The sequence below is a fragment of the Corallococcus sp. 4LFB genome (genome assembly GCF_046520365.1).
Classification (GTDB): Bacteria; Myxococcota; Myxococcia; order Myxococcales; family Myxococcaceae; genus Corallococcus; species Corallococcus caeni.
Genome location: NZ_JBKGHJ010000658.1, coordinates 1 through 3,723, shown reverse-complemented (window position 1 = coordinate 3,723; position 3,723 = coordinate 1). Strand labels below are relative to the sequence as shown.

General features: G+C 71.1%; 3 protein-coding genes and 1 pseudogene. 3 read left to right on the top strand and 1 reads right to left on the bottom strand.

Annotated elements, in window-relative coordinates; genetic code table 11:
* From ACLEQD_RS39000 to ACLEQD_RS38990, 3 genes and pseudogenes are all read left to right on the top strand, one after another.
* Positions 1-456 (top strand): annotated as a pseudogene (locus ACLEQD_RS39000) (hypothetical protein); the annotation flags it as partial.
* Entirely contained in the window at positions 396-866 is a 471-nt protein-coding gene (locus ACLEQD_RS38995; protein WP_410390956.1) for a hypothetical protein, read from the top strand. The pseudogene ACLEQD_RS39000 and the gene ACLEQD_RS38995, both read left to right, overlap by 61 nt.
* A gap of 76 nt (positions 867-942) precedes the next feature.
* The gene (locus ACLEQD_RS38990; RefSeq protein ID WP_410390955.1) at positions 943-1,335 is read left to right on the top strand and encodes a hypothetical protein; all 393 of its coding nucleotides are present in this window, start codon (positions 943-945) and stop codon (positions 1,333-1,335) included.
* 66 nt (positions 1,336-1,401) lie between these two features.
* Here the strand turns inward: ACLEQD_RS38990 and ACLEQD_RS38985 are convergent, their stop codons facing one another.
* The gene (locus ACLEQD_RS38985) at positions 1,402-2,964 is read right to left on the bottom strand and encodes a carboxylesterase/lipase family protein (RefSeq protein WP_410390954.1); all 1,563 of its coding nucleotides are present in this window, start codon (positions 2,962-2,964) and stop codon (positions 1,402-1,404) included.
* Between the last annotated feature and the right edge of the window lie 759 nt (positions 2,965-3,723).

Below are 3,723 nucleotides of genomic sequence, written 5' to 3'. Positions count from 1 at the left end.
CCCGCGCTGGGGGGCGCCACGCCCGCGGCCACGCCCACCCCGGTGGGGACGGCCGGCACGGCGGTGCAGACGAACGGCGGCACGGTGGCGGACTACCAGGTGGGCCCCCCGCGCCGTCCGGACATCCACCACGACAACGGCTTCCTGCAGAACCCCAACGACCCCAACGACCCGAACCCCATCCCCACGGAGAGCCCGGGCCTGAGTGACTACGCGGCGCGGGCCGAGTGGGAGCTGAAGCTCAGCGCCGCGCGCGCGGCCCAGGGCATCCCGGGCGTGCCGCACAACAACATCCCGGACGGCCTGGACACCTACGACCACTTCCTGCACGGCAACGGCGCGGACCGGCACTTCGACTACGAGCGCTTCGTCAGCACGGACCCCGCGGCCAGGCGGTGCTCACCAACTCCACGCGCGACACGCAGCAGGCGGCGGAGGCGACCTACAACCAGATGATCGCCCAGGACCCGTCGCTGGCCGGCAAGCCGGTGACGTTCCAGATTACCGGCTCTCAGATTGGCGTGGGCTCCAGTGAGCAGTTCCCCTACCCGGAGACGGAGAACTGGCAGAAGGCCATTGGCGGCCACTCCGTGTGGAACAGCGCGACGGTGACGGTGTACCCGCCGGAGACGCCGGGCGGGAAGCCCCGCTTCGAGATGGACATGACGCTCCACGCGGAGGACCGCTACAACTTCAACCCGGGCCAGCAGGACATCAACACCGGCACGCCGGACGCGGAGAACGGCCGGCTGGAGCGCACGGGCCTGGGGCACCAGTACACCAACTACGGCACGCTCCAGCGCCACGTGACGTGGGACCAGGGGAGCCCCGAGAATGCGACGTCGCGTCCCATCGGTGGCCGGTAGGCGCACGCTCGCTACCACCCTGCTGCTGGGGTGTGTTTCGCTGGCCTGCGACAAGCCCTCAGGGGGGAGTGCATCCATGACGACACAGACGGCCGCGCCGGCGGCGAAGACGGGAACGGACCTGGAGACGCTGGAGAAGACCGTGACGCTGCCGCGCCGCCCCCAGGCGGTGCGGTGGCGCCAGTCCGCGCGCGGCGTCCCGGGCGGGCTGGGCCCCACGGACACGCAGCTGCTCGCGGTGCTGGAGTACCCGGCGGCGGAAGCCCAGGCGCTCCAGGCCACGCTGAAGCCCACGCGGCTGACGGTGAAGGTGGACGACGGCGGCTGGCTGCCGGAGGCCACCCGTGACGCCCTCAAGGGCGCCACCGCCTATGACGCGGCGCCCTTCTTCAAGGGCTCGCTGCGCCAGGGCACCGTGTTCCAGCTGCCGGACTCCAGCACCTTCGTGCTGGTCCTCTTCAGCAGCTAGGCCGCGCGACGCAGGAGACACCCCGGGGCCCGGCCGCGAACGCCGGGCCCCTTTGTTTTTCGCGCGCTACGGCGTGCCCTCGGGCCGGGACTTCTTCTTCGGCGGGGCGCCGTGATGGCTCCCGCGCTGGGTGCCGGACGTGTCGCGCGCGCCGCTGTCCGCGCCGTTGATGATGCCGCTCACCAGCAGGAAGGCGTTGAGGCGCAGCTGCATGAAGTTGTTCTCCACCTTCGGCGGCTGCTGCATGCGCAGGGTGCGGTCCTCGCCCTGCTGGTGCTTCGGCCACTCCGTCGCGGACGCGGGCGCTCCCGTGCGGGCGAACTGGAGCATCCAGCCGCTCACCTGGCGCGAGTACGCGCGGTCCTCCTCGGTGACGACGTCCTGCGTGGGCGGGCAGCGGGCCACGGTGTCCAGGAAGTACGGCACGTCCGAGCCGTGCGGCACGCCGTGGGGGTGCGTCGGGCGCAGCGCGGTGGCGGTGTAGTCGAAGTAGAAGCGCCACGCGTCGGAGACCCTTGCGTGCAGGTCCGCGAGCTGCCGGGGGATGAGCGTGAAGACGATGTCGCGGCACACCTGCCGGGCCAGCTCCTCGTCGGGCGTCACGCCCGGATAGAGCAGGCCGATGGGCACGTTGTTGTCGCGCAGCGCCTGGAGGACGTCCATGGGGTCGCGCCCCATGGCCTGCATGACAGACACGTCGTCGCTGGTGCTGCCCAGGATGAGCGGCATGCGCGCCTGCTGCTGCGCCTTGAAGGTGGACAGGATGGACTGGGGCATCACGGTGTCGCCGCACACGGCCACCGGCGACAGCGAGTGCTCCGGCGGCTGCCGCCAGAAGGCGTCCGCGGGCAGCTTGCGCAGGCGCTCCGGCGTCGCTTCCGCGTCCGGCACGCCCATGCCGCGGATGAGCGCCTCGCCCTTGGGCAGCGCCGTCTCCAGCGGCAGCTCATCCAGGCCGTACACGCTCATCGCCACGCCCCGGTGGAAGAGGGGCCGCGCGGCCTCCATGCAGAAGAGGGACAGCACGCTCTTGGCGCCCGCGGACTGGCCAATGAGGGTGACGTTGTTCGCGTCCCCGCCGAACTTCGCGATGTTGCGGTTCACCCACTGGAGCGCGGCGAGCTGATCCAACAGGCCGAAGTTGGCCGCGCCGCCGCCCGGCTCCCGCAGGAGCGCCGGGTGGGCCAGGAAGCCCAGGTGCCCCAGGCGGTAGTTCAACGTGACGAGGATGGCGTCCCGGGACGCCATGGGCACGCCGTCGTACGGAGGCAGGCCGCCCGCGCCAATCACATACGCGCCGCCGTGGAGCCACACGATGACGGGCAGCTTCGCCTGGGCGTCCACGCGGGGCGTCCAGACGTTGAGGTAGAGGCAGTCCTCCCCCATGGGGACCGGGTCCCCGCCACCGCCCGCGATGCAGGCCTCGCGCGACTGGGGCGAGGAGTCGCCGTACTTCGAAGCCTGACGGAGGTGCTTCCACGGCACGACCGGGGCGGGCGGGCGCCAGCGCAGCGCGCCCACCGGTGGCTGGGCGTAGGGAATGCCCTTGAAGGCATACATCCCTTCCTCGACGACGCCTTGGAGCTGTCCTTCGACGGTGCTGACGACGGGAGCGGACTGCTGGACCATGTTTGGAATCCCCCACGAAGCCCGGCACGCCGGAACCGGGCGGAAGCGGAGTAGAGGGTTGGACCTTGCGAGTCAATGCGATGGGACCCAAAGACAAGCACGCGTCCGCAACGCGACGGCGCTCCCAGACTCCGGAGCATCAGGGCAATGCCATAACGACTTCCCGCAAGGGAACCGGGCCTCCGTGGCGCGCGGCGCTCGCGCAGGCCGCCAGGCGCGCTCGCCGCGGATCGGCGGGTGCGCGGCGGACCGGCGCCACGGCGCACCGCCCGGGGTCCCCAGCCCGGGAAACCCGGAGCTCCGGCCGCGGAAGCGCCCATCCCGCGTTTTCCAGACCAACGCTGCCAGTGCGGTGATGAAGACACGCATGGAACCTGGGTACAGCAGCCCGGGCCCTCGAAGGCCCGCCCCCCTTCGCGCCCAGAGGAGGACTGGACCTTCAAGGTAGGCTCCGCCCGCCCGACTCCGGCACGCCGGGCGACACCAATGATTTCATGTTTTACGTTGCTATCACGGTGAGTCCCGCCATCCGGTGACACTCGGAGAGAGACAATGCCCGGAGGGCCGGCGGGCGAGGCATCAGGGACCCATTTTACTTTGACCCCCCTGGCGCTAGAGCATGTGTCTTGAATGTGTCGCTCCCGCGTCTTCGCTCTCGACTCACAGTCCCAGCCCACCCCCTTCCGCGGCCCCCGGAAGACCCACGCCGCCTCGCGGCTCGCGGCCGTGGCGTCCGTGCTGCTGGCGCTCCTGGCGTCG

Bases quoted from the DNA above. Each gene is read 5' to 3' on its own strand.
- ACLEQD_RS38990 (WP_410390955.1), top strand. From the start codon at position 943: ATGACGACACAGACGGCCGCGCCGGCGGCGAAGACGGGAACGGACCTG.
- ACLEQD_RS38985 (WP_410390954.1), bottom strand. From the start codon at position 2,964: ATGGTCCAGCAGTCCGCTCCCGTCGTCAGCACCGTCGAAGGACAGCTC.